Genomic DNA, 25302 nt, shown 5'->3' with positions numbered 1-25302 from the left:
GATTGATTATGCTGCACAAACCAGCGCTTTGGCGGGTTTCGCAAAGACATGGCCTTCGAACAGCCGGCGTGCCGTGCGAAGAATTCCGGCGACGAGCTTCCCATCTCGCAACTGCAGCTTCACGTCCAGATGGCCGCTCGGATGTTCAATGGAAAGCACGATGGGCGGTGTTTGAACGCCAATAAGGCGGGATGCCACGGTGTTTTCGCTTACGCAGGCCGTTGCAATCCCGACAGCGCCTGTTGTCGCCAGTGACGGATGGCATTCATTCGGCATGAAATACCGTACGCTCAATGCGCCGCCTTGTCTGGCGGGAGAGATGAGGACCGGTTTCGGAGTGACCTGACTGCGAACGTCGCCCATTCCCATTTTCTCGCCAGCAAGGATACGAAGATCTTCCAGCCGCTCGATCAGCGAATGATTGCCGTTCAGTTCAGCAGCGCTCTCGTATCCGGTCACGCCAAGCGAGGCGGCCTCGATCAGGAGCATCGGCATCGCGCAATCGATACAGGTCACGTCGATGCCGTCGATCGTCTCTATCGATTTGCCGCTTGGGAAGAGCTGTCCCGTTCGGGCACCTGCCGCATCCTTGAACGTAAGCGCGATCGGAGCGGCCTGGCCGGGTACGCCATCGATCTTCGCGTCGCCGAGATAGGCTACCGCGCCGTTCGGTGTCGGAACCTCGGCTTCAATCATCTTGCCGGTATTGACGTTGAAGATTTTGACGAGGGTGGTCTCTCCGGCGACCGGCACAAGCCCTGCCTCTATCGCGAACGGCCCAACAGCCGCCAGCATATTCCCACAATTGGGTGAGGTATCGACGATCTGCCTGTCGACGCGAACCTGCGCAAACAGATAATCCACGTCGGCGCCAGGCACCGTTCCCGGGCCGCAAATGGCAACTTTGCTGGTGACAGGATTTCCCCCTCCGATACCATCGATCTGAAGCGGGTGCCCAGAACCCATCACCGACAAAAGCACCTGATCCCGCTCGGCCGGGTCCTTAGGCAGGTCCGACGCCAGAAAGAACGGGCCCTTCGAGGTGCCGCCCCGCATCAGCACGCACGGTATGGAGAGCAAATCATTCATGCGTTTTTCTCGCCGTATAATGTGATTGGCGTATCAATCAGCCTTGTTATTGCTATTATGGAATTAATGATTGATATGTGAAATGCTAAAATCGAGGGCATTGATACAGAATGAACATCAATTGCGAAATCCTTGACCTTAGAGCCTTCCTTGCCGTGGTCGAACTGCAGGGCTTTCATCGCGCGGCCGATCAGCTGAACATGTCGCAACCGGCGCTCAGCCGGCGCATCCAAAAGCTGGAGCAGGCGATCGGCGCGCCTCTGCTGGAAAGAACGACGCGCCATGTCGCGGCCACGGCTCTTGGAACCGAGCTCGTGCCTCTGGTGCAGCGTATGCTCGAAGAGTTCGACGGTTCGCTGTTTTCGATGCGGGAACTGGGAACCAAGCGTGGAGGCCTGGTAACAATTGCATGCCTGCCGACGGCAGCCTTTTATTTCCTGCCGTCCGTCATTCGCCAGTTCAACCAGGAATATCCGAATATTCGGCTTCGGATTCTCGATCTGACCGCGACTGACGCACTGCAGGCGGTGGCACGCGGCGAGGTCGAATTCGGAATCAATATCATGGGGAGCTCCGACAGCGATCTGATCTTCGAGAGGCTGGCCGAGGATCCGTTTGTCCTGGCGGCCAAGCGCGACCATCCGCTAGCGGAAAAGAAAGAGGTCCGATGGCAGGATCTTGAACCCTACCCGCTGATCACGGTTCATCGCTCCAGCGCAAACAGGACATTGCTCGACGCTGCTCTGGCCAGATCCAACATCAAGCTCAACTGGTTTTACGAAGTGACCCATCTATCCACATCGCTCGGTCTCGTGGAGGCAGGGCTCGGGATTTCCGTGCTGCCGAAAATGGCGACCCCGCAGGGAGAGCATCCCTTCCTGATCACACGTCCGATCCGAAACCCCGAAATCTCGCGCACGATCGGCGTTGTCCGCCGCCGGGGAGGAACGCTGTCGCCCGCTGCCGAGCATTTCATGCGCATGCTGATCGGGGCGTGGACATAAAACTAATCGGCAGGCACAGCCGACAGCACGCTCCGGCAGGCAGCGCCAGCTCAAAATCGTTCGGAGCGCTCAATTAACTGAGCGGGGGAAACTGCGATGACAGCCAGCCTTTCGGCAAATCGCACTTAGTCGCCCGACGCGGCGGTGAAAACCGCCAACTGGGCATCGAAAGCACGCTTGAAGGCAGGCCGCGCTTCACCGCGACTGACATAGGCGTGGAGGTTCGGGTATTCGTTCAGAATTCCCGATGCGTTCAGCCTGCGCAGCACCGACACCATCATCAGGTCGCCGGCACTGAATGCGCCCTCGAGCCAGTCGGCATCGCCGAGGCATGCTGAAAGGTCACCCAGTCGATTGCGGATACCTTCTTCGACGAGCGGGCGGCGCTGCTCGTACCAGGGCTCGTGGATGCCGCGGTTGATGATCGGCGGTTCTACCGTGTTAAGCGCAGAGAACATCCAGGCGATCGCGCGGGCACGGCCGTTGGCGTCGTCCGGCAGCAAGCCCTGGTGATGTTCTGCGATATGGAACACGATCGCCCCCGACTCGAAGAGAATGAGATCGCCTCGCTCATAGGTCGGGATTTGCCCGAAGGGCTGACGTGCGCGATGTGCGGGCTCCTTCATCGCTTCGAACGACACAAGGCGGACCTCGTAAGGCTCTCCCACTTCTTCGAGCGCCCAGCGAACCGGCATGTCCCGCGCCAGTCCCCGACCGCGGTCGGGCGATCGTTCAAAGACGATAATGATGGTCGATATCTTGTTGCTCATCGTCCTCTCCATTTATGGCGTGTTATCTTAGGGACGATTGAAACGGGGGCCGCCCGACAATGGCTGGCAGGATTTTTCCACCACGGACGGGACTACAACTTCCCGGGACATAGCCGAGCCGCGTCCTTATGAAAGAGGCTGACGGACGATCAATGCGAGAATCCGCGATCCGTAGGTAGAAAAGGACCGGGAAAACCAACCGGATTGAACATGCACAGTCGATCTTCACGCCGCCACGCCAAGAGCCGGTCACGCAGTAAGCGGCCGCCTGCCCACCGGAGCCAGCAGCCGTTTACGCCTTGAGAACCGGTGCCGCTATCAGGCCACCTGAGCCGACGCAAGCCGCAGCGCAACCCGTGCGACGCGCTCGCCGTAAGCGCGGGCTGTTTCCAGATCGCCGACCGACATTTCGCTCGGGGCTGCATCGGCGTCGGACTGCGCCATGGGCGCGATGTACGATCCCATCCTGTTGGCATCGTCACGTTTCGATGCCTTCACGTTCGCCGGCTTCATACCCAGGCTGACCCACAGACCGCCGTGCTGTCCCGCCAGAAGAACGAAATATTCGAGGGTGTTGAGCTTGTCACCGTTCAGGCTGGCGCTGTTGGTAAAGCCTCCGAAGACCTTGTCCTGCCATTTGTTGGTAAACCAGGCCTTCGAGGACGTGTCGGCAAATTTTTTAAACTGCCAGCTCGGACCACCCATATAGGTCGGCGATCCGAAGATGATGGCGTCAGCGGCATCCAATGCGGTCCAGGCCTCGTCTGAAAGGTTGCCGTCAGCGTCAATGGCGTAGAGTGTACCACCCGCGCCTTCCGCGATGGCTTCCGCCATTCGCTGAGTGTGACCGTAGCCGGAATGATAGACGACAGCTGTATTGGTTTTGCGATGTGACATGATGATCTGGCCTCCTTGGGGCCGTGGCTTTGCGCAGTCCGGAGGCGATTTCGCTCCGTACGGTGCCTTCTTTCAAAAGAGGTTGATGGGGGGCGGATGACGTCCAACGTCTGGCGATGGATAGCTTTAGCCAGCCGGTTATGCGGAGGTTCTCAGGGTGATGAACTTATGTGCCGCGAGACGCTCAAGCATGACCGCTGACACCGGCCAACATCAGCAACAGCAGGAACAGCATTGGCGGCGGTAGCTCGCGATAGTTCCGGATACGGACAATGGCCGTGATCGCTGCGAGCATGATGCAGGTGCCCAAGGCGACCCCGATATATCGGCTGCCGGCTGTGACCAGCAGCACTGCGGTTAGGAGTTCGAGTGCGCCCGTGATCCAGCACCACCAGAACGGAAATCCGAGCTGCACGAAGCCCGCGCGGACTTTTGAATGGCCGCTCATGTTGACCATGGCCCCGACGAGAAACGCGGCGGCAGACAGCCAAACGAGGACGGTATTGAGCACCGTTGTGCCCGTGAAAATTTGAACTGAATCCATTGCTATCTCTTCTCCGATACGCCGCGTCGCGACCAGCTCTTATAGCGTCATCATATATTCTAGCAGTGCTAATTTGTCAATCGACGTTCTTTTTGATAGCTTCAGGATAAGGGAATTCGTGCGAATGAAGACGGGAGCCAAGGTGGGTATCAGCGAACGCAAAGCCCGGGAAAGGGAGGAACGAGGCCGCAGGATCGTTGTCGCTGCGAGGACGATCGCGGAACGCGACGGCTGGGCCTCGGTCACCATCCGGCGTCTCGCCGACGAGATCGAATACAGCCAGCCCGTTCTCTACTCGCATTTCCAAAATCGCGATGAAATCGTCGGCGCAGTCGCACTCGAAGGATTCGGCGAGCTGGCCGGGATACTCCGCGCCGCGATCCGGCCGTCGTCCACGCCCGAGGAGGCAATAAAAGGCGTCGCGACCGCCTATCTCGATTTCGCCTTTGCCCGACCGGCAATGTACGAGGCGATGTTTATCCTTCCCACCGGTCTACGCTTCGCCAGATCCGATACGCCAACGCAGCTCCGGGAGGGCTTCGGAGCCATGGCGACGGTGATCGCGCCCTTCGCCCAGGATGTGGATACCGCAACAGAAACTTTCTGGGCGGCGCTCCACGGATTGGCGGAGCTTGAGCGCCACGGCAGAATAAGGCCCGCTTTCCGGTCCCACCGGATCACACTCATCATGCAGATGGTGTCGGGCCAGCTCCAACGATAAATGTTGCGATTGATGGGATGCCGCAGCAGGGGAGCAGGAGTTGGACGAAGGGCCTCGATCTTCGGAATTTGTTCACTGCCGATAGGGGCGCGATTTACTGAAATTCCACGGCTTTATTCCTTGGGCGTATCGATATCTAAATCGAAGATGGATAGCTCCATCATCTATTAGTCGTTACTGCGACTGCCGCGGTCGGAACAACGTTGCTACGGCAATAGCCGTGGCGATGATGCCACCCGCCGCGCAAAGCCAAAAGGCGAGACGAACACCGCTCGCCAGGTCGCTGGCCGACACCTTGCCTCCTGCGAAACCGGCATAAGCATTGGCAAAACCAACAAGGACAGCAAGGCCAACGGCGTTGCCGATGTTCATCGTGGTCGACGCCATCCCCGATGCAACGCCCTGTTCGCGATCCGGCACTCCGGAACCGGCAATGATCCACATTGCGGTCCACACGACACCCTGACCGATCCCCGAGATGAGCAGACCCGGAACGATGGCCGCATAACTGCTTTCGGGCCACGCCCCGGCCACCATGATAACGGTGCCCGCCGCCCCTACCAGCATTCCCGCGATCAATGTCGATCGCGCCGAAAAGCGTGACGCGTAACGCTCACCGATTTGAGTACCGGCAGCAATGGCAAGCGAGGGAACGAGGAAGGCAAGACCCGTCTCCGAGGCCGTGAAGTGATGGATATCCTGAAACAGCACCGTCAGAAAATACGGCAAGGCTCCAAACGTACCCATGTAGAGAAAGGTGATGGCCATGCTCGTCACAAGCATGCGGTTGCCGAACAGCCTGAGAGGCATCAATGGATCGCGACTTTGCGATTCGATGATCATGAACGCCAGCAGCAGAAGCGCCGATAGACCGAAGGCCCAGAGAATAGGTGCGGCATTCCAGCCGAACACCGGCCCCTGGACGAGTGCGAACACCATCAGAGTGGCGCCTCCCGTAACCGTCAGCGCTCCCGACAAGTCGAAGGAGCGGCCATGAGACACACGAGGATCTCGCGGGATGACGAAAAAGGCTGCGATGATCGCAATCAAGGCGAGGAAGACATTGACGAAAAACACCGATGGCCAGCCAAAAGCGCTCGTTAGAAACCCGCCGGCAAGAGACCCGATCGTAAGACCGCTGGCACCCGCCCCTCCCCAGACTGCCAGAGCCCGGTTGCGCGCTGCCCCCTCCGCAAACAAGCGGTTGACGAGTGAAAGCGTGGCCGGAAATAGAAAAGCGCCGCCGATGCCTTGGACGGCTCGCGCTGCGATGATGACTGCGGACTCCCAGGCCAATCCCCCCACCAGTGAGGATATCGCATAGAGCCCGAGCGCCGTGATGAACAATCGGCGTTGGCCGATGAGGTCCGCTGCACGCCCGCCGAAGAGCAGAAAACCGCCGCAGAAGACTGTGTAGGCGCTGACGACCCATTGCAGTGTCTGACCGGAAAAGTTGAGACCCTCGCCGATTTTGGGCAGGGCGACGAAGACGATGTTGATATCGAGCGAGATGATCAACTGTGCGAATGCGAGGAGCGCCAGCGCAGCCGCCCGGTTGAAATTCGCCGCGCCTGCCCCGACTGACGGTCTTTCTGCAATGTGGTCCATTTATCCTCTCCGTCAATTCTTTGTCGATCAACAAATAATGTGAAGCTTGCACAGCCGAGTCAAGGTTATTATTTGTTGAATGACAAAGATTGAGGTTGAGCATGGCAGGACGGCCGCGGGAATTTGATCGTGATGAGGCGTTGGCCAAAGCCCGCGACCTCTTCTGGGAGCGAGGCTACGAAGGCGTCTCGATGGCCGACCTCGTCGACGCCATGGGCATAGCGTCGGCGCGCATCTATGCCGCTTTCGAATCGAAAGAGGCACTGTTCCAGGAAGCGGTCATGCTGTACGCCTCCGGTGAGGGCGGATTTGCCACTCGAGCACTGGCTGAAGAATCGACTATTCTCGATGCCTTCGAGCGACTTCTGCGGGATGCGATTTTGCTCTATTCGCGCCCAAATCGCCCACACGGCTGCATGATCGTGATGGCGGCCACCAACTATACGATCAATAACCAGGCCGTTCGCACGCGGCTCGGCCGATACCGGCGGGACCGCGCTGCCTCCCTACACGAGCGTCTGAAAATGGCATCGGAGGCCGGCGAGTTGAAACCTGATGCCGACCCTCGCGCGCTGGCGGAATTCTACGCCGCTTTTCTTCACGGTCTATCAGTGCAGGCGGCCGACGGCGTGCCAAGAGACATGCTTCTGTCTACATTGTCTCACGCGCTATTGCCGTTGAAGAGCGCGTTATTGGCCAAGGCTGACGATCTCTGAACCGATTGTCGCCGGCGTTGCACATTCTCGATGGTGAGTGCCTCAATCAACAGGGAGCGAATTCGTCTCAGCTCCGCTGCCCTTACGGAACTGGCTCGGTGGAGCACCGATAATACGCTTGAAGGCACGGCTGAACGATGCTTCGGCGTCGTAGCCCAATCTCTGCGCGACTACGGACACGCGCATTCCATTGCGCAGCCATTGAAGAGCTTGATACATGCGCACCCTCGCCACGTAGCGCGCCGGCGTTTCACCCACGACCTTCAGGAATCGCTCCGCAAAGCCCGAGCGTGAGATGCCCATCAGGTTCGCAAGCGCCGCCAAGCTCCAGTCACGATCCGGCTCGAGGTGAATTGCAGCCAGCACCCGGCCGATTTCGGGGTTGCGCACCGCGGCAATCCAGCCGGTGGTATCGCCGCAGCCATGTTCGACCCACGTCCTGATCAATGTTGCGGTCAAGACATCGGCAAGCCTTGCCAGTATGCCTCCCGCGCCGACCCGATCCATCTGCACTTCACGCGTCATGGCGTCGAGCAAATGCGGAATCGCCGGCTCGTTCTTGGCTAGATCGCTGGTGAGCATGGTGTCGGGCATCAACCGCAGCAGCGGATGAAGGTTGTCGATATTGAAGCGCATCGCCGCGGTCAAAGCCACCGTTCCCCCACACGCATCCTGGCACTGGAGATCGAAGACATCCCGGCAGACTTCCTTGCGGTCAAATTGCTCGAAAGGCACCGGCCGAATGCCTGGCTTGCTTGCGATAACATGCGCGTTGCCACGCGGCAGAAGCGCGGCGTCACCGGGTCCCAACGGAAGCCAATCGCCTGACGGCGCCTGAAGCCAGGCGGAGCCGGACGAAATGAAATGCAATCTCGCCGACGACTGCGGCGCAAAATAGGTCGCCCACGGCTCCGAGAGCCGACAGCGCCCATATTCAACGCCATCAAGCCGCAAGCCCCTCAGCATCTCGCTCAGGGCATCATGAGTCTCGCCAGCATTATCTTTGGACGAATAGTCAAGCATCTCGGATTTCCTAGCATGGAAAGTACAGACTGTCACCACTACCTTTTGCTCAATGGCATCAACCGTACGCCAAGACATCGTAATATAGGATCTCCCGCCATGGCAGACAGCGATTTCAGGCCCATTTCATCTCCTCACAACCAGCCGACGGCAGAGACATCCCACCGACCAAGATGGGATGCCGTCGTCGCCCTGGCTCTCGGCGTGTTCGGTCTCGTTACCGCGGAATTTCTGCCTGCCAGCCTGCTCACCCCAATCTCTTCCGACCTAGGTCTCTCTGCCGGGGAAACTGGCCAAACAGTCACGGCAACGGCTGTCGTCGCTGCATTTGCAGGCCCCGGTATCGTCATAGCCACTCGAAGCTTCGACCGACGCCGTGTGCTCTTTAGCCTGACTGCTCTTCTGATTCTTTCCTGCGTTCTGGCGGCAACCGCCAACAATTTGATTTCGCTCCTCGTATCGCGAGTTCTGCTGGGCGTCGGGCTCGGCGGTTTCTGGGCAATGGCCGGTGCGCTCGCGATGCGGCTGGTCCCGATTGAACATCTCCCCCGAGCAATGGCGATGATCTTTACCGGCGTCTCCCTCGCCACCGTCACGGCAGCCCCGCTTGGCTCCTATGTGGGGTCGACCCTTGGATGGAGAGCTTCCTTCGTCCTGGCCGGAGCTGTCGGCGTGCTCGCATTTATTGCCCAGGCTGTCACCGTGCCGTCGTTGCCACCAACCGGTCACGCCGGTTTGTCAACGCTCGGCGCCGTTCTGACGCGCCCCAAGATCCGGGTGGGTCTGATCACCACACTTCTCATCGTTGCAGGCCATTTTGCCGGCTTCACTTATATTCGCCCGTATCTGGAAGGTATCGCCCACCTCAAGGTCGAGATGGTGTCGCTGGTGCTCCTCGCCTACGGCGTCAGTGGTTTCTTCGGCAATATTGTCGGTGGCATGATCGCGGAGCGCAGTGCTGCTGTTGGCACCGTCTTCTCGTCGAGCCTGATCGCCGTTGCTGGCGCTATCTTCGTAACCATAGGCGCGTCCGAGCTCGCGGCGATTGTCGGAGTTGCTATTTGGGGTTTCGCCTTCGGCGCATTTCCCGTCTCCATCCAGAGCTACATCACGCGTGCTGCTCCCGACGAAGCTGAAAGCGCAGGAGCATTGCTTCTGACCGCTTTCCAGGTCGCTATTTCGAGCGGAGCGGTCCTGGGCGGCGTATTGATCGATCTGCAGGGGCCGCTGGGCGTCATGTCGTTCCTTGGGGCCGCATGCCTTGCGGGAACCATCGTGATGGCGGCACGCGGCGGCAAACAGACCGCGCTCGCTCAAAGCTGACGGGCGAGATCACAGCGTCTGCTCCGATTATCGAGGGTAGCTTTGGAGCTGCAGATACGGCAGCGATCGGAAGCGCCCTCGGTTTCCAAAGTAGGGAGCAATCGAAGCATTCGTTCGCGCTGCAGCGATCGAGATAGCTCCAGTCTGGACCAACGGCCTTTCGCCCGGCGTTATCGGCGCTCAGCCAGACAGACACCGGGCCATGCACCCGCTTTATGGTTCGGCAATACGCCGTCATTCCATATAGGCCGCAAGCTCCTCGGGCGCTCCCCGGGGAAAAGCTTCCTTAAGATAATCCAGAAATGCAGACACGCGGGCGCTGAGCAGCCGCCGCGTCGGGTATAGCGCCCAAAGGGCAGTCTGAAATCCTTCCACCTCACCCCAACTCACCAGCCTGCCAGTGGCCAGATCCGGAATAGCGAGCGATAGGGGTAAACGCGCCGCGCCCACGCCGGCGCGGACGGCGTCGCGAACCATGACGAAGGAGGAGACGCTCAGAACCGGCCTTGCCATAAGGCGGAATTTTCCCGCTGAAGTCGTGACCTCCCACGATTCAGCCTGGTTCATCGCTCCACGGCTGACGGCGGGAACGGCATTGCGGCCTGCTGGACGCGGCAGGTCGGGACTTGCCACGACAACAAGCCGATCATGCAGGAAGACGCGGCCGACAAGACTTTCATCCGGCTCCGGATTCACGCGAATGACCACATCGTAAGCTTCCTCGATCATGTCGACGGCCCGGTCTTCCGTCGTGATCTCGAGCTGAACTTCGGGATATTTCCGGACGAATCCTGCTGCAAGCTTTCCCAACGCCGTCTGCGAGAACAGCAAGGGTGCGCTGATCCTCAACCGACCGCGGGGACTATGTCCGCCCGATGCGATCGCCTTCGCCGTTTCGTCGAGCTCGGTCAGCAGCGCGCCCGTTCGCTCAAAGAGCGCACGCCCCTCCTCCGTCAGCTTCAGCATCCGTGCACCGCGCTCGAACAGGCGCAGGTCGAGACTTGCCTCCAGCTCAGCCACGCGCCGTGACAAGGTTGCCTTCGGACGACCGGTTGCACGAGCGGCCCTCCCGAACCCGCCGTGGCGGGCGACCAGATTGAAATCGGCGAGAGCGAGCAGATCCATGTGTTTCACCAGTGAGACAGCGAGTCCAAAAGTGGCGCCTATCGGGATCAATGTGGATCATTAAATTGATGACTGTCAACTGAACACCCCAACCGGAGTAACCACAATGACCATTCTCGTTACAGGCGCCACCGGCCGTGTCGGCCACCACGTCGTCGATCAACTCGTCAAGCGCGGCGCAAAGGTCCGCGTGCTGACCCGCGCCCCCTCGAAGGCCAATGTCCCGGCCGGCGTCGAAGTTGCCCAAGGCGACCTGCTCGACATCGATGCCCTGCGCAGCGCCTTCCATGGCGTCAGCACGCTCTTCCTGCTGAATGCCGTTACCGGCGATGAATTCGCCCAGGCAATCATCACGCTCAACATCGCCCGCGAGGCAGGCGTCCAACGCGTCGTCTATCTCTCTGTGTTCGAAGCCGATCGCGCGGTGAATGTGCCGCATTTCGCCGTCAAGTTCGGCGCCGAGCGCATGCTCGTGCAGATGGGCTTCAGCGCCACCATCCTACGCCCGACCTACTTCATCGACAATGAACTGATGATCAAGGACGTGATCCTCAATCACGGCGTCTATCCGATGCCGATCGGCAGCAAGGGTGTCGCCATGGTGGACGCCCGCGATATCGCCGAGGTCGCCGCCATCGAGCTGATCCGCCGCGACCAGGCTCCCGGCAAGCTGCCGATCGAGACGATCAACCTTGTCGGCCCCGACACGCTGACCGGCCCGGATATAGCCAAGATCTGGTCGGACCTGCTCGGCCGCCCGGTTGTTTACGGCGGCGATGATCCGAGCGGGTTCGAGCAGAACATGGCGAGCTTCATGCCGAAGTGGACCGCTTATGAGATGCGCCTGATGGCGGAACGCTATGTCAGCGACGGCATGATCCCCGAGATCGGCGACATCGAACGGCTGACCACTATCCTCGGCCGTCCGCTGCAGAGCTACCGTGATTTCGCAGCCGCGATTGCGAACGCGGCATAGCCCTGGCTGCTCACCTCAACTTCGCCTGAAGATCCATCATGATTATTCAGCTGCTGCTGTGCTGGTGAATTTCTCGGCGAAATCGTGCTGAAAGCAACGGCCCGGTAAGCCGCAACGACCGCTTTCAAACGATTGTGTAAAAAATGCCGCCGCCGCGCCAAGATCGAAGCTCCTGGCGCGGCGGCGGCATGAGATCAACTTATCTGGAGATCGTGCGCCGCCTATTGCTGTGCAGGCTCGGCTTTCTGGATCTTGTCCTGGACTTTCTTTACAAGCGCCGGATCACTCTTTGCGGCCGTCAGAATTGCGTTGTATTCGTTCACCGACATGCCCGGCGAGGTCTGGACGGCCTGCACCATCTGCTTGCTTGCCTCGGTCTGGAGCTGTTGCTTCGCGGTTGGATCCTGCGTTGCGCCGATCTTGGCCGAGTATTCCTGCCTGATCTTGTCCACCTGGAGATAGGCGACGGCAAAGGCCTCTATCTTCTGGTCGCTGACGGGTGCAGCCGCAGCATTGCTGTCGGGCTGCTGCGCTTGCGCAGGTGGCTGCCCTTGTGTTGCTTGCTGCGCAAAGGCCTGGTTGCCGAGAACCATCAAGCTCAAGACTGCGGCGGTCAGCGATGCAGCGGGGATATGACGAACAATCATCTCAATTCCTCTTCAGTCGTGCGGGGGGAACACCTCTTTGACGGCGTAGAGCTAGGGGTGACATATCGTTTCGATATCACCGCCGGTTAGGTTTCAGGAACGATCCGGCGACAATGTGGTCCTCAAACGGTTTCTACGGGGTCATAGCGCGGCGACGTGTTGACGATAGAACGGCAGCTTTATGGCAGCAGTTCCGCTTCGGCGCGGGTTTCTTGCCAAGGTGACAGGCATCGTTACGGGATGTGAAAGCCAGTGAAGTTCACGATGGTGACTGAGCCTTGGCCATAGTTATTCTGTGACCATCTCGCCGGCGAGGGCGACGGAATAACGATCGAACAGCCCGGAGCGTGCTGTTCGCCCGGGGGATGCAGCTCACCGAAATTCTGAACCGCTCTCTCTTTTCCCGCAACTGCCGACGGAAAACCGCTGCGCACTTTTCCTGGAATTGCGCTATCGGTTCAAGCTGCCTTGGCCATCTCGATAATCTTGGCGAGTGCTGACAGCTCCTCCGGCGTCAGATCGGTCAATGGTGGCCGCACCGGGCCGGGATCTTTGCCGAGAACGTGCAAGCCGGCCTTGATGATCGAGACCGCATAGCCTTTCTTCCGATTGCGCAGGGCGACGAAGGGGAAGAAGAAGCCTGTGAGGATTTCGTCCACCGTTGCCTGGTCTGCGCTCCGCAACGCACTGTAAAAACGCTGGGCCAGCGCGGGGATGAAGTTGAAGACGGCGGAGGAATAGGTCGTGACACCGGCAGCGAAATAGGCCTGAGCATAGACTTCATGGGTCGGCATGCCGCCGACATAGACGAGACGGTCCTTGAGGGTCGTGGTGATCTCGATCACCTTGTCGACATCGCCGACTCCGTCCTTGCAGCCGACGAGGTTGGGGCACTCGTCGGCAAGCCGCGCGATGCTGTCGGCGCTAAGCACCGCATTGTCCCGATTGTAGATGATGACCCCGATCCCCACGGATTGGCAGACCGCCTTGACATGGGCGATGAGACCGGCCTGCTCCGAAGACATGAGGTAAGGCGGCAAAAGCAGCACCCCATCGGCTCCGGCCTTTTCGGCCGACTTGGCGATCTCGACGGCGAGCGATGTGCCGTAGCCTGTTCCGGAGATGATCGGCGTATTGCCGGCAGATGCCTTCGCGGCGCGGACAACCTGCGGAATTTCTGCGGGATTGAGGGAGAAGAATTCACCTGTTCCGCCGGCTGCAAAAAGGGCTGCAGCATCATAGCCTGCCAGCCATTCGACATGGGGGCGGTATTTCGCCTCGTCGAATTTGAGATCGCTGTCGAAATGGGTGACCGGGAAGGACAGCAGACCGCTGCCAACCGCCTTTTTCAGTTCAATCGGGTCCATCTTGGAATCCTATCGTCGATTGGTATGACAACGGTTCTCAGGCGCCTTCGAGCGACTGAACGAGGGCGGCGATGTAGCCGTAGCAGAAGGCGAAAGCGACGCCGGTCGGGTCCCGGCCACTGATGGTCGGCACATGATCGGGCATCAGCATGTATCGATAGCCGACTTCCTTGTAGACTTTCGCGGAGCGGACCATGTCCATGTCGCCCTCATCCGGGAAAGTCTCCATGAAGGAGAGCTTGCCGCCGCGAATGTTGCGGAAATGGACGTTGAAAAGTTTGCCGCGCGTGCCGAACCAGCGAATGATGTCGTCGATCTCCTCCCTCGGATTGTCGAGCATCTCGCCGACCGATCCCTGGCAGAAGTTCAGCCCGTGATAGGGGCTTTCGCGCATGAGCACGAATTTCTTCAAACCTTCGACAGAGCCAAGGACGCGGGTGACGCCGCGGTAGCCCGGCGGTGTATAGGGATCGTGCGGATGGCAGGCGAGACGGACGCGATTGCTCTCCGCCACGGGGACGACGCGCTCGAGGAAATAGTCGATGCGCTCCCAGTTTTCGTCTTCCGACAGGATGCCGGCAAGGCCCGGGGCAGCCTGGTGGTCCGCCTTGTCCCAGCGGAAGCTCGCATTCAGCGAACCACCACGGCCAGGTTCTTCCGGCGTGCGTGGGATGCCGATGAGGTTGAGGTTGTATTTTGCTGCAGGAATTCCCGCGGCCGCCACATCTTCGATGAGCTTGCAGACTGCATCGATCTGGCGATCACGATCCGGTCCGGCAAGCAGAATATCGGGATAGGTCGCCTTCTCAATCGGCTGAGACGGCAAGGGAAGCTGGATCATGTCCAGAATCAGCCCAAAACTCTCGACCTTGTCGCGCAGGCGCTCAAGATCGGAAAGGGTCCAGCTTTCCGGCTTTCCCGGCGGGTCCGCGCAAATATGTTTCACCCCCAATTGAGCGAAAACGCGATAGTCGTCATCATCCCGCGCCTCGACCTGCGTTCCTACATACACGGAGCATCTCTTCCATACGAGATTGATCTATATCATATGACATAATATGAATTTTGTAACGTGTCGAGCATTATTGCTCGGTTCGGCCAGGAGGTGTGGCAGACGCGCTGGCTTGCCGCCTTGTATGCATTGTTTAGCGCATAAAAGGTCGCCTGAATGGCGAATATGCTCTATCGGTAGCCTGCAGCGCGCCTAGCGACTTTTGTCGTGGGTCTGGTCTTTATATTCGTACCAAAGTCGTCCCAATGACTTTCAAACGTCGCGGATTTTCCGAAGTCATAATATGATATCAGCGCGCACTTCCATGTGCGCTATGAAAATCAGGGAGGTTGAACTTGGTCTTACGCCCCAATGCCCCTTGACATATGGCCTAGTTACCTAGTTTCCCCATAACCCAAGGGGCTCATGGGTTTGTATTCATCATACGATCCTGCAATCGAAAGTAGATGATGAACAAATTTCCTGGTCTTCTTTTGATCGGCCTTAGCCTTTGGGCATGCGAGCAACGCGGCACGGAGGCTGTGGATTGCCCGAACCAAAGTCCCAACCTTGTGGCGCAGGGCTCCAACGGACCCTACGAATTCCGGGAGGATTGCGAGCCGGGTGCGTTGACCTGCATAAGACCCTAACAAAAAAGCCCAAACGGGGAATGCCACCGTGATATGCCGGATCAGGAAGCAATAGAGGACTACCCCCCTGCGACGATAGCCGTCCTTTGATGCTCTCTTCTCAGGCGCTCGCGCCCAGCATGCGGAGGAAATCCACATCGTCGCCGATAAGGGCATCGACCAGCCGATCCCGAATGCAGCTGCGGATCATGGGAAGCAGGTCGCGGCCACCCTGCCAGAACAGGGCAAGCTTTTCCGGCAATGGCAGGCTCAGACGCACGGCAATGCCGGCCTCCTGCAGCGCCTCGGCGTCAGTGCGATGAAAGCGGTTCAGTTCCAGTGAGACGCCGTCAATGCGGCCGGCGCGCATCGAGGCGACGATGTCTACCGGACGATGGTGGAGGATCGCTTCCGTCTGCAGGCGCGGCTCGAGTTCCTTCACGCGCAACAGGTCAAGATGGTCGAAGGAGGATATGGCGACATGCTCAAAAGCATCGAGCTCCCGCAGTGTCGCGATCATGAGATCGATGAGGCGATCGGGACGTTCTGGCTCCTTCATCTCGATTGCGAGACGGGTATCCGTTTGCTTTGCCCACAGCAGCGTATCGGCAAGCGTCGGCACACGCGTCCCGGCGAAACGGGGATCGAATTTCGCGCCGGCATCAAGGGAAAGAATATGCTGGAGATCGTGATCGGCAACAAAGCCGAAGCCGTTGGTCGTGCGATCAAGGGTTCTGTCGTGCATCACGACGATCTGATCGTCGCGCGTCAGCATGAGATCGATTTCGCATTCGTTGGCGCCTGCGTTCACACCCTCCTGGAAGGCGAGAATAGTGTTTTCCGGGAAGCGTCGGCTGAAGCCGCGATGAGCGGCAATACGGAGCGAACCATGACGAGCGGCGTGAAGGGGCAAAGGCAATGCAAGTCTCCTTGGAGTCGGTTCTTTACGGGGCAACCTAGTGAAGTGTCGGGTCGAGAACGTCGCGCAGATAATCGCCGATCAAGCTGATCGACAGTGACAGGATGAAGATCACGATGCCCGGCAGGATCGCGATCCACCATTCTGTCATCACATAGTCGCGGCCTGCACCGACCATGCTGCCGAGGCTGACGAGCGGCGGCTGGATGCCAAGGCCGAGAAAGCTCAGGGCCGATTCCTGCAGCAGGATTTCCGGCAGGACGATGGTCAGATTGACGAGGACGACGGAGAGGATATTGGGCAGCACGTGCAGGAAGGCGATGCGCGCTGTTCCTGCACCATTTCGCCTCAGCGCCGCGACATAGCCGCGCTGTAGTTCCAGCCCGGCCATGGCCCGCACCAATCGCGCGTAACGCTCCCAGCCGTAGAGGCCGAGCAATGCCATGAACAGCCAGAGATTGTCGCCAAAGAAGGCGAGGACGGCGAGCGCGATGATGAGGAACGGCATCGATGCCTGAAAATCGACGGCGACGCGGATCAGCATATCGGCAAATCCACGGCCGAAAGCGGCAAGCAGGCCAAGCACGGTACCAAGCGTCAGGCTGATCGCCGAAGCGCCGAGCGCGATCAGCAGGCTGGTGCGCAAGCCATAGAAGATGCGGCTCAGAATATCGCGACCAAGCTCGTCGGTGCCGAGAATATGCTTGAAGGAGCCTCCAAACAGGATCGGCGGCGCCTTGCGGGCATGAAGATCGATCTGTGCAAACCCATGAGGCGCAAGCACATTGGCAAAGATCGCGACCACGATGAAGGTCACGAGCACAATGACGCAAATGGCCGTCATCAAATCGAACCGGAGGCGGGGCAGAAATGCTCGCTCCGATCTTTTCTTAGGGAGAGCATCGGCACCCGTCGCTGCATTCGCCATGGCTTTTACCTTTCGAGCGGCCGATCAGGCCGATGCGCGATGCCGCAGACGCGGATCGGCGAGAATGTAGAGACAATCGATCATGAGATTGGCCGTCACCATCGTCGCCGTGATGAGCAGCACGATGGTCTGCACGATGTTCAGATCACGCTGCGCGACGGAGGAGACGAGAAAGCGGCCGACACCCGGCCAGGCATAGACGCTCTCGACCACGGCCGCGCCGCCGATCATGCCCCCGACGAGGAAGCCGAGCATGGTAAGAAGCGGCAAGGCTGCATTCGGCATGATATGCCGCCACAGAAGAGCACTTTCGCCGATGCGCTTGGCGCGCGCTGCCAATATGAAGCGCTGGCCCAGCACTTCCAGCACGCTCGAGCGGACGAAGCGGGCGATAATGCCGGCATTGTAAAGGCCAATGACCAGAACGGGCATGACGAGATGCGCCATCGTCGATCCCCCGCCGCTCGGCAGGATCCGCAAGGAGACGGCGAAAAGCTGAATGAGGAGGATGGCGATCAGAAAATTTGGCAGCGAATGCATCAGCACCGCAAGCGCCATGACAAAGCGGTCGATCAGGCCGCCGCGGTTGCGTGCAGCCAGAATGCCCAACGGCACACCGGCGCCGAACGCCAATATCAGCGCGGCGCCCATCAATTCCAGCGTCGCCGGGACTTTCGACAGAACCAGCGTCAGAGCATCCTGCCCGTTCAGTAGCGACGTGCCGAAATCGCCGCGCAGAAGGTGGCCGAGATAGGCGAAATACTGGATGTAGAGCGGCTGATCGAGACCCCATTGCTGCCGCATCAGCGCCACCACTTCCGGCGGCGTCTCGATGGGCAACAGGGAATGCAGCGGGTCGCCGCTGACGCGCAGGATGACGAAGGTGAAGGTCATCGCCAGGAATAGCGTCACGAGCGCCCTTAGAAACGCCCGCAGGATGGATTGAAGCATTGCCTGTTCCTTCAGAGCGTTTCGAGCACGTCCGCCGCCTGCGGTACCCGGCTCCGCCGTCTGCGGGGGACGGCGGCGAGGAGTTTTGCGGTATAGGGATGGGCCGGGTTTGCGAAGACGTCCTCCGTGGGACCGGTTTCGACGATCTGTCCCGCTTCCATGATCGCAACACGATGCGAGACATGCCGGACCACGCGCACGTCATGGCTGATGAAGAGCAGCGACAGACCGCGTGCCCGCTGCAATTCGAGCAGGAGGTTCAGCACCTGCGCCTGCACGGAAACGTCGAGCGCCGAGACTGGCTCGTCGCAAAGCAGAATCTGTGGTTCGACCACGAGGGCACGGGCGATGGCGACGCGCTGACGCTGGCCGCCGGAGAGCTGATGCGGAAATTTCTGCAAGGCGGAGACCGGCAGGCTGACGGCCTTGAAAACTTCTGCCGCGCGATCGAGCCGGCTTGTCGGATAGCCGATGCCGTGAATCGTGAGCGTCTCCACCATCTGATGACCGACGCTCCGGCGCGGATCGAGCGCGCCCATCGTATCCTGCGAAATAACCTGCAGATGTTTTGCCAGCCCGCGCCGGTTCGGCTTCATCAGGCTTTTGAAGGGCTGATCGAACAACGTGATTTCGCCTGAGGTTGGCATACGATCGCCGCAGAGCAGCGAGGCAAGCGTGGACTTGCCGCAACCGGACTCGCCGATGAGACCGAGTGTTTCGCCGGGTCTCAATTCCAGGCTCACATCCTTGATCGCATGAAACCCCTTGGCCCGTCCTGGCCAAAGGGAAAAGCCGGGCGCATAGGAAAATTGCAGATCACGAGCCGCGAGTGCGACGCCAGCCTCCTTTGCATCAGAGGCGATTTGCTTCTCAGGCATCATGGGAACTCCACGGATTGAAGCAGGCAAGCGCTGCCGTACCCGCAATCAATGGCGGGACCATTGTCGCGCAATTCGTCTCTGCACGCGGACAACGGGGTGCAAAGGCGCAGGCCTGCGGCGGATCGTCATGCAGCTTCAGCTCGCCGGGAATGTCCGCAAGCCTTTCCAGCGGCCTGCCGCGTCCGGGCATGGCCTCCAGCAGCAGCCTTGTATAGGGATGGCGCGGATTGTCGTAGAGATCGTCGGTGCGGTTGATCTCGACCAGCGACCCCGCGTACATGACTGCGATGCGGTCGCAGACTTCGGCGACGAGATCGAGATCGTGGCTGATGAAGATCATTGGAATCCCACGCTCTCGCACTGCCTTGACCAGGAGAGCGATGACCTGCGCCTGCACGGTCACATCAAGCGCCGTGGTCGGCTCGTCGGCAATGATCAATCGCGGCTGCATGGCAAGCGCCGTGGCAATCATAACGCGTTGGCACATGCCGCCGGAAAATTGCGCGGGATAGGCATTGTAGCGCGTCTCCGGCTGGGGAATCGCTACCTCCGCCAGAAGCCGAAGCGCTTCGTCCCTGGCTTCCCTTGCGGACATGCCGGCGCTGACCGCCGCCTCGGCGATCTGAGAGCCGATTGTGCGCACCGGATCGAGGCAGGAGACGGGCTCCTGAAAGATCAGCCCGATCGGCGGCAGCTTCACACTTGACCGCGGACCGAGCTCGGCCGCGTCATACATGGCATCCTGGAAGGAAATATAGCCCGTGGCGCTGGCGCTCGGCCCGAGAAGACCGGCAAGCGCCAGGCAGGTGAGGCTCTTTCCCGATCCGCTCTCGCCAACGATGCCGAGGATCTCACCCTCGGCAAGGTCGAAAGACACGTTGTTGACCGGATGAAACCGTCCGGCGCCCGTTCTGAACGAGACACTCAGATTGTCGACCGAAAGAACGGGCGTCGCCATGACGAGCAGCTCAGCTCTTCTGCTCTTCGAAGGCAAGGCTGCCGGCGCCGAGATCCATCTGGAAGGCCGGCAGAGGCTGCCACTTGATGCCCTTGCGAATGCCGAAGAAGACAGCGTTCTGATGGAGGACAGTCTCGCCCGGATCTTCCCACTCGATCAGATGCAGCATGTCGCGGAATATCTTGGCGCGGTCGGTCGGATCGACGGCCTGTTCCATCTTGGCGCCGAGGGCATCGAAATCGGCATTCTGCCAGATCTTGAACGAGCTCAGATTACCTGCCGAGCTGAACTGCGTGAAGAAGGAGATATAGGGGTCCGGTACCTGGCCGGTGCTCGACCAGTTGCCGGTCGCGCGGGTCGACGAGGCCTCAAACAGTTTGCCTGATTCCACGAACTTCATCTTGGCATTGACGCCGACAGCCTGCCACATGGCAACAACGGCCTGCGTGACCGGGTTTTCCGCTGTGTAGTAATTGTTCTGCGAGCGGATCTCGATTTCCTCGCCATTATAGCCGGCATCCTTCAGGAGCTGCATGGCCTGGTCCGGATCATATTTGTAGGCAGGATAATCCTTGAGATAGACCGGACCGTAGAGCTCGAACTGCAGGCCGTTCGGCACCCTGGTGCGACCGTTCCAGATCGTGTCCACGATCGCCTGGCGATCGATGGCGAGGATGAGTGCCTGGCGAACGCGCGGGTCCTTCAGCGCCGGATTGTTCTTGTCGAAGAACAGGATGCGGTTGTTCGGCACCGGCCCGCCGACGATTTCGTGATCGGTGCTCGCTGTGACGACCGAGAGCTGATCCGGCGGCAGGTCCGTCGCAATGTCGTAGTCGCCGGCCAGCAGACCGGCGATGCGCGAGGAAACCTCGGGCACGATGCGCAAGGTCACGCGCTTGGCGGCCGGCTTGCCGCGATAGGCCTGATCGTGTGCGGCGAGAACGACGCTCTCATTGGCCGTATAGCTTTCGACCTTGTAGGGGCCGGCGCCGACCGGCTTCTGCCGCCAGATCGTCCAGTTACCGCCATTCTTCTGCCAGGCATCCTTGCTGATGACCACGGCCGCGTAAGATGCAAGGCGCTGCAGGAAGATCGGATCCTGGAACTTGGTGACGAAGCGGACCGTCAGCGAATCCACCACTTCGACATGGTCGAGGCTGCTGAAATTGGTGCGATAGGTCGGATAACCCGGTGCGTCCTTGTTCAGGAGCCGCTCAGGCCCGAAGGAGAAGGCGACGTCCTCGGCGGTCATCTCGCGGCCATCATGGAAGATCACGCCGGGGCGCAGCTTCATTTCGAGTACGGTCGGCGAAACCCAGGTCCAGGACGTCGCGAGATTGGGTTTCACCGAGAAATCGCCGCGCATGTCCAGCGCGAGCACCGTTTCGTGGATGGAAAAGTTATTGCGGAAGGCGACGTTGCTGGCGGCATCGACGGGCTCCTGCGACACCGGATTCATCTGAACGGCGATGCGCAGTTCAGGCCTCTTGTCAGTGCCGGCATCGGCCGAGGCCGACAACGCTGGGACAAAAGCGCTGAGGCCGGCCGCGGCTCCAATCAGAAGGGTTGTGCGGCGGGTAACCGGGCTGTTGAAGCCGCTGGGCAGGTAATCGGACATCGGCACACTTTCCTGTTAAAGCAATTTATAAATCGCCGCACAAACGTTTGCGCATATGAAATACGACCACTTGCGTTCAAGATCGTCTTTTCTTTTACGCAAGGGAAAGTGGCCGCAAGCTAGGCGAGCTCGATGACGCACGTATGACAAGTTCGGGGGTGACGAACCGCATCGGACGCTTTGCAACGCGTGCGTCCATCGGAAGGTTCGAAAGCTCAACCAGAAGATCGAGCGAGGCTTCGCACAGGGCATCTGTCGGCTGGGCGACCGTCGTCAGCGGCGGAGCCCAATAGGCGGTGTCGGGCACGTTGTCATAGCCGACGACGGAAATATCTGCGGGGATCTGCAGGCCGAGATCGCGCAGGAAGGCGACAACCTCGATGGCAAGCCCGTCACTGCCGCAGATCAGAGCCGTCGGGCGTTCCGACGATGCCAGGAGATCGGCAAAGAGCGTGCGGTCGTGCTCGCCCCTCTCAAAGGAGATGATATCACCGGCGATCAAGCCAGCACTGCCGGCAATCGCATCCTGGAAAATCGACATCCGATCGCGAAGCGCGCTACGGCTGATGCGGTAGACGAAGGAAATGCGGCGGTGGCCGAGCTCCACAAGGTGATCAAGCAGCAGTCTAATGCCAAGCCGATCATCGGTTAGAACCGCAGGAAGCGGCCCTGTCAGCCCCGCACCGAGCGTCACATGCGCCTTACCTATGAGATCAAGGTGATCGCAGAGCGCCTGCTGGCCCGGAAGGTCGCTCACCATGATGACGCCGTCGAAGAAATCCTGTTGAAACAAGCGCAGCTGGCCGGCGATTTCGCCGGCCTCCGTCTTGGCTTGCGCGACCAGGAGTTCCACGCCCCGACGTTGGGCCACGATTTGCAGGCGGCTTGTCAGATGCGGCTGATAGTGGCCCGACAGGCTGTTGACGATCGCCCCGAAGACGCCGGTTCTGTGTGTTCTCAGCGATGTTGCGAGACGGTTGACAACGTAGCCGAGGCTGCTCGCCGCCTCCCTGACACGATCCTGCGTCTCCAGGCGGATGCGGCTGTCGACCTGACCATTCAGGACGCGCGATACGGTCGTAGCCGACACGCCGGCCAACCGGGCGACGTCCAGAATGCCGATTCTTTTGGGTGCTTTCATACAGTCTGCCGAAATTTTTCGCGCCGCGCCGCGCCGGCGCAAGGGGGTCCCAGAAGTCTTGCCCCACTTGCTTCCAGACGCAAGATCACATTTCGACTTCGAGCGAAATTTTCATAGGCGACTATGAATCACGAATTTCATAGCTGCTCCAAAGACTGCTAAATCAGGATGGCATAGCGCCGTCCTTAAGATGATGCCCAGAGCAATTCATGAGACCGTCACGGCTGTGACGCAAAGTAGGATAGAGCCACTCAACCGGCCAAACCACCAGACGCGCCCGATTAAGGCTTCGCGGTCAGGTATCGGCGCAAATCCGATACGCCGCAGTAAGAGGAACAGAAGCAACCATCCAGGGAGAGGGATAATGAACATAAATCTGATCGTGCATCCCGGTGTCGATAGTGCTCTTATCGCCTGGCGCAGCGACTTCATCGACCAGTGCCGTGGCTTTGCCCTGCGGCGGAAGATCAAGCGGGCGGCTGGAAGCCCGCGAAGCCCCAACACGGTCTCCGATGTCGACGCCGATGGCTATCATGAGGAGATCGTTGCCAGCTGGGTCGGCTTCGCCGACGGACCTCCCGTCGAGGAAGGCACACGCAAGCCGACCACGGAATGGCCGATTCAGAAATATCTCTGGTCCGATTTCGCCGTCAATCCGGGCGATATCGTCGCCTACCGGGTCTCCGCCATGATCGGACCCGAGACGGCGTTGCAGGAATCGGCCGATCACGTATCGGACTGGAGCGAGGCCATGCAGATCGGGGCCGAAACCAGCGGCCATGTCAGCTGCTATTTCAATCGCGGCATCGTCGCCAGCCAGTGGCTTGCACGCCTATTGCCCGAAGAGGCTCCCACCACCAAACTCAAGAAGGCGATCGCCAACCCCGAGGACCCGATCCGCCAGTTCCTTGCAGGGCCGATCCGCGACAAGCTGGTCTCGCTCCTCAATGATATCAGGTCGAGCGGCGGGCATATCTATGCGGCCCTGTTCGAGCTGGATGATCCGGAGCTTATTCCCCTGCTGCAGGGCTTCAAGAAGCGCGCTCATATCGTGCTTGGCAATGGCAGCGTCAAGAAAAAGGGCGAGGACGAAAACGAAGATGCTCGATCCGACCTGTCTTCCTGCGATGTCAGGGATCGCATGAGCGCGCCGCGGGCGCTGGCGCACAATAAATTCCTGGTCATCTGCGGCGCCGACAAATCGCCGCAGGCCGTATGGACCGGCAGCACGAACTGGACGATGACCGGCCTTTGCACGCAGGCCAACAATGCGCTTCTGATCGACAATCCGGCCATCGCACAATTCTACCTGGAGCAGTGGAAGACGCTTGCCACCGACGGCAATGATTCGCCGCCCGCCCTCTATCAAAGCAATGCCGAGCCCAGAACAACGCCCAAGGCCAAGAATACGACAGTCTGGTTCACGCCCATGCGCGAAGGGCTTGATCTCGAACAGGCAAGCGAGCTGATCCGCGGTGCCCAGCAGGGCATCCTGTTCGCCATGTTCAATCCCGGGCCTCGCGGCACGCTTCTCAACGACATCATCGAGCTTGCCTCGCCGTCGAGCCCTTCGTTCAAGCCCGATCTCTACATCCAGGGGGTGGTCAACCAGAACCCCGGCACGGCAAAGAACCCGGTCGTGCTGTTCAACAGAGGCGAGAGGATCGATGCCAATGCGGACGTCGTGCTGCCCGCCGCTATCTCCGGCCGGTTTGCCTATTGGCAGAAGGAAGTTCTGAAGCTGCCAACGGCCCATGCCATGGTCCACAGCAAGGTGGTCATCGTCGATCCATATGGTCCCAATCCCGTCGTCATGACCGGCTCCCACAATATGGGTCCGAAGGCGAGCGGCGTGAACGACGAGAACCTGGTAATCATCACCGGCAACGGCGATCTTGCCAGCCAATATGCCGGCAAGATCATGGAAATCTATGCCCAGTACCGTTGGCGGCAATCCGTCCAAAAACAGGGCGGCGCGCCCAAGTGGACCGGTCTTGCCAATGATGACAGCTGGCAGATCAAATCGCCGGATCAGCCCTATGACAAACGCCGCATACGCGAGCTCGACTTCTGGTTCGGCAAGAATGACACCGCCTGATGCCTGGCCTGACATCGCGTAGAGGCTAATCCGGGATCGCAACCGATTATTTGCTTCGGGATGAATGAAGTTGCGATCCCCTTGCCCGTGTAGCTCGGTCCGGTCGAGCATTTGTAATGCCGACGCAATCTTCGGCTTCTAGTGGCTTGGCAACAATCTGGATTCCCCAATGTTGCTCCGCTATGCTTTTCCCGTTCCTATTTTTATCGGCGCTTTGGCACTCACGGGGTGGGCTTTCCCTATTCTCAAAAGCCATACCGTCCGGCCAGACGAGATGGCAACGCCATATCCCGGGGCGTTTGCCGACATGCGTCATCTCACGTCCGAACGACAGGATCCTGCAGGGTATAGGATTGCCGGCGATGCCGTACCGACTGG

General features: G+C 59.6%; 23 protein-coding genes. 6 read left to right on the top strand and 17 right to left on the bottom strand.

The features are described 5' to 3' along the window. Nucleotides 1–6 precede the first annotated feature (6 nt). On the bottom strand, nt 7–1089 hold the full coding sequence (locus FHX05_RS15060) for a 4-oxalomesaconate tautomerase (protein WP_183872641.1): 1083 nt from the start codon (nt 1087–1089) through the stop codon (nt 7–9). Between the two features lie 110 nt (nt 1090–1199). Between FHX05_RS15060 and FHX05_RS15055 the strand changes: the two genes are divergently transcribed. Next, the gene (locus FHX05_RS15055) at nt 1200–2093 is read left to right on the top strand and encodes a LysR family transcriptional regulator (protein ID WP_112338115.1); all 894 of its coding nucleotides are present in this window, start codon (nt 1200–1202) and stop codon (nt 2091–2093) included. A 125-nt stretch (nt 2094–2218) separates the two neighbouring features. On the opposite strand, the gene FHX05_RS15050 is transcribed toward FHX05_RS15055, so the two are convergent. The 3 genes from FHX05_RS15050 to FHX05_RS15040 all read right to left on the bottom strand — a co-directional run bounded on the left by FHX05_RS15050 (nt 2219) and on the right by FHX05_RS15040 (nt 4304). Further along, entirely contained in the window at nt 2219–2863 is a 645-nt protein-coding gene (locus tag FHX05_RS15050) for a glutathione S-transferase family protein (RefSeq protein WP_183872639.1), read from the bottom strand. A gap of 318 nt (nt 2864–3181) precedes the next feature. Continuing rightward, on the bottom strand, nt 3182–3760 hold the full coding sequence (locus tag FHX05_RS15045) for a flavodoxin family protein (RefSeq protein WP_183872637.1): 579 nt from the start codon (nt 3758–3760) through the stop codon (nt 3182–3184). Nucleotides 3761–3944: 184 nt separating this feature from the next. Then, complete coding sequence (locus tag FHX05_RS15040) at nt 3945–4304, bottom strand: DoxX family protein (RefSeq protein ID WP_183872635.1); 360 nt, start codon at nt 4302–4304, stop codon at nt 3945–3947. 142 nt (nt 4305–4446) lie between these two features. Here FHX05_RS15040 and FHX05_RS15035 point away from each other — a divergent pair, with 142 nt between their 5' ends. Beyond that, a complete protein-coding gene (locus tag FHX05_RS15035) occupies nt 4447–5025 on the top strand; it encodes a TetR/AcrR family transcriptional regulator (protein WP_183873548.1) in 579 nt (192 codons plus the stop codon). A gap of 174 nt (nt 5026–5199) precedes the next feature. On the opposite strand, the gene FHX05_RS15030 is transcribed toward FHX05_RS15035, so the two are convergent. Continuing rightward, a complete protein-coding gene (locus FHX05_RS15030) occupies nt 5200–6633 on the bottom strand; it encodes an MFS transporter (RefSeq protein ID WP_210294892.1) in 1434 nt (477 codons plus the stop codon). A 101-nt stretch (nt 6634–6734) separates the two neighbouring features. Here FHX05_RS15030 and FHX05_RS15025 point away from each other — a divergent pair, with 101 nt between their 5' ends. Continuing rightward, complete coding sequence (locus FHX05_RS15025) at nt 6735–7349, top strand: TetR/AcrR family transcriptional regulator (RefSeq protein WP_183872633.1); 615 nt, start codon at nt 6735–6737, stop codon at nt 7347–7349. A 42-nt stretch (nt 7350–7391) separates the two neighbouring features. Here the strand turns inward: FHX05_RS15025 and FHX05_RS15020 are convergent, their stop codons facing one another. Then, entirely contained in the window at nt 7392–8372 is a 981-nt protein-coding gene (locus FHX05_RS15020; protein ID WP_112611212.1) for an AraC family transcriptional regulator, read from the bottom strand. A 99-nt stretch (nt 8373–8471) separates the two neighbouring features. On the opposite strand from FHX05_RS15020, the gene FHX05_RS15015 reads away from it, so the two are divergent. After that, on the top strand, nt 8472–9695 hold the full coding sequence (locus FHX05_RS15015; protein WP_183872631.1) for an MFS transporter: 1224 nt from the start codon (nt 8472–8474) through the stop codon (nt 9693–9695). Between the two features lie 234 nt (nt 9696–9929). Here the strand turns inward: FHX05_RS15015 and FHX05_RS15010 are convergent, their stop codons facing one another. Next, nucleotides 9930–10820 carry a LysR family transcriptional regulator gene (locus FHX05_RS15010; RefSeq protein WP_183872629.1) on the bottom strand — a complete coding sequence of 297 codons (891 nt, stop codon included), beginning with the start codon at nt 10818–10820 and terminating at the stop codon, nt 9930–9932. A gap of 106 nt (nt 10821–10926) precedes the next feature. Between FHX05_RS15010 and FHX05_RS15005 the strand changes: the two genes are divergently transcribed. Then, nucleotides 10927–11796 (top strand): NmrA/HSCARG family protein, encoded by an 870-nt coding sequence (locus FHX05_RS15005; RefSeq protein ID WP_183872627.1) that lies wholly within the window; start codon nt 10927–10929, stop codon nt 11794–11796. A 221-nt stretch (nt 11797–12017) separates the two neighbouring features. Here FHX05_RS15005 and FHX05_RS15000 read toward each other — a convergent pair whose 3' ends face one another. The 10 genes from FHX05_RS15000 to FHX05_RS14955 form a co-directional block, all read right to left on the bottom strand. Further along, complete coding sequence (locus FHX05_RS15000; protein ID WP_112414455.1) at nt 12018–12443, bottom strand: DUF4168 domain-containing protein; 426 nt, start codon at nt 12441–12443, stop codon at nt 12018–12020. 458 nt (nt 12444–12901) lie between these two features. Then, entirely contained in the window at nt 12902–13810 is a 909-nt protein-coding gene (kdgD, locus tag FHX05_RS14995; protein WP_183872625.1) for a 5-dehydro-4-deoxyglucarate dehydratase, read from the bottom strand. A gap of 37 nt (nt 13811–13847) precedes the next feature. After that, nucleotides 13848–14822, bottom strand: a complete 975-nt coding sequence (locus FHX05_RS14990; protein ID WP_183872623.1) for a mannonate dehydratase — start codon at nt 14820–14822, stop codon at nt 13848–13850. Nucleotides 14823–15551: 729 nt separating this feature from the next. Further along, nucleotides 15552–16349, bottom strand: a complete 798-nt coding sequence (locus tag FHX05_RS14985) for a glycerophosphodiester phosphodiesterase family protein (protein ID WP_183872621.1) — start codon at nt 16347–16349, stop codon at nt 15552–15554. 37 nt (nt 16350–16386) lie between these two features. Beyond that, nucleotides 16387–17277 carry an ABC transporter permease gene (locus FHX05_RS14980; protein WP_183872619.1) on the bottom strand — a complete coding sequence of 297 codons (891 nt, stop codon included), beginning with the start codon at nt 17275–17277 and terminating at the stop codon, nt 16387–16389. Nucleotides 17278–17301: 24 nt separating this feature from the next. Then, nucleotides 17302–18228 (bottom strand): ABC transporter permease, encoded by a 927-nt coding sequence (locus FHX05_RS14975; RefSeq protein ID WP_183872616.1) that lies wholly within the window; start codon nt 18226–18228, stop codon nt 17302–17304. A gap of 11 nt (nt 18229–18239) precedes the next feature. Then, nucleotides 18240–19106 carry an ATP-binding cassette domain-containing protein gene (locus FHX05_RS14970; RefSeq protein ID WP_183873544.1) on the bottom strand — a complete coding sequence of 289 codons (867 nt, stop codon included), beginning with the start codon at nt 19104–19106 and terminating at the stop codon, nt 18240–18242. Beyond that, nucleotides 19099–20067, bottom strand: a complete 969-nt coding sequence (locus FHX05_RS14965; protein WP_183872614.1) for an ABC transporter ATP-binding protein — start codon at nt 20065–20067, stop codon at nt 19099–19101. The genes FHX05_RS14970 and FHX05_RS14965 overlap by 8 nt, the downstream gene beginning before the upstream one ends. A gap of 10 nt (nt 20068–20077) precedes the next feature. Then, nucleotides 20078–21685 carry an ABC transporter substrate-binding protein gene (locus FHX05_RS14960; protein ID WP_183872612.1) on the bottom strand — a complete coding sequence of 536 codons (1608 nt, stop codon included), beginning with the start codon at nt 21683–21685 and terminating at the stop codon, nt 20078–20080. Between the two features lie 94 nt (nt 21686–21779). Next, the gene (locus FHX05_RS14955; protein WP_183872610.1) at nt 21780–22826 is read right to left on the bottom strand and encodes a LacI family DNA-binding transcriptional regulator; all 1047 of its coding nucleotides are present in this window, start codon (nt 22824–22826) and stop codon (nt 21780–21782) included. A gap of 364 nt (nt 22827–23190) precedes the next feature. On the opposite strand from FHX05_RS14955, the gene FHX05_RS14950 reads away from it, so the two are divergent. Further along, the gene (locus FHX05_RS14950; RefSeq protein WP_183872608.1) at nt 23191–24924 is read left to right on the top strand and encodes a phospholipase D-like domain-containing protein; all 1734 of its coding nucleotides are present in this window, start codon (nt 23191–23193) and stop codon (nt 24922–24924) included. Nucleotides 24925–25302: the final 378 nt, after the last annotated feature.

The organism is Rhizobium sp. BK491 (assembly GCF_014194925.1).
In the GTDB taxonomy this organism is placed as follows: Bacteria; Pseudomonadota; Alphaproteobacteria; order Rhizobiales; family Rhizobiaceae; genus Rhizobium.
Note: the sequence above shows the minus strand (reverse complement) of the source record. Positions and strands in the feature narration are given on the sequence as shown.